Source organism: Citrobacter sp. TBCS-14, assembly GCF_005280805.1.
GTDB lineage: Bacteria > Pseudomonadota > Gammaproteobacteria > Enterobacterales > Enterobacteriaceae > Citrobacter > Citrobacter gillenii.
In genome coordinates, this window is record NZ_SZWM01000951.1 from 1 (window position 1) to 526 (window position 526).

At 57.5% G+C, this 526-nt stretch carries 1 pseudogene; it reads left to right on the forward strand.

Going from position 1 to position 526, the window contains the following annotated elements:
* Positions 1-526 (forward strand): annotated as a pseudogene (locus tag FDX22_RS22215) (diaminopimelate decarboxylase); the annotation flags it as partial.

Sequence of the window (526 nt, forward strand, 5' to 3'; positions counted from 1 at the left end):
GTCAGGTTGTTGAATTAGGTCAGGATCTGGAGGCTATATCTGCGGGCGGAGGTTTGTCGATCCCATATCGCGAAGGAGAAGAGGCGATCAACACCGATCACTACTTCGGACTGTGGAACGCCGCACGAGAGCAAATCGCCAAACATCTGGGGCATCCGGTGAAGCTTGAGATCGAGCCAGGACGTTTTCTGGTGGCCGAAGCGGGTGTGCTGGTGGCGCAAGTACGCAGCGNGTGGCGCAGGTGCGCAGTGTGAAAGAGATGGGCAGTCGCCACTTCGTGCTGATCGACGCGGGCTTCAACGATCTGATGCGGCCAGCAATGTACGGCAGCTATCACCATATCTCCGCATTGGCCGGGGATGGCCGCTCGCTGGATAATGCGGCGCAGATTGAGACGGTGGTTGCCGGGCCGCTGTGCGAATCGGGCGATGTTTTTACCCAACAGGAAGGCGGTAAAGTCGAAACCCGTCTATTACCTGCGGTAGTGCCGGGAGATTACCTGGTATTGCATGATACCGGTGCGTAT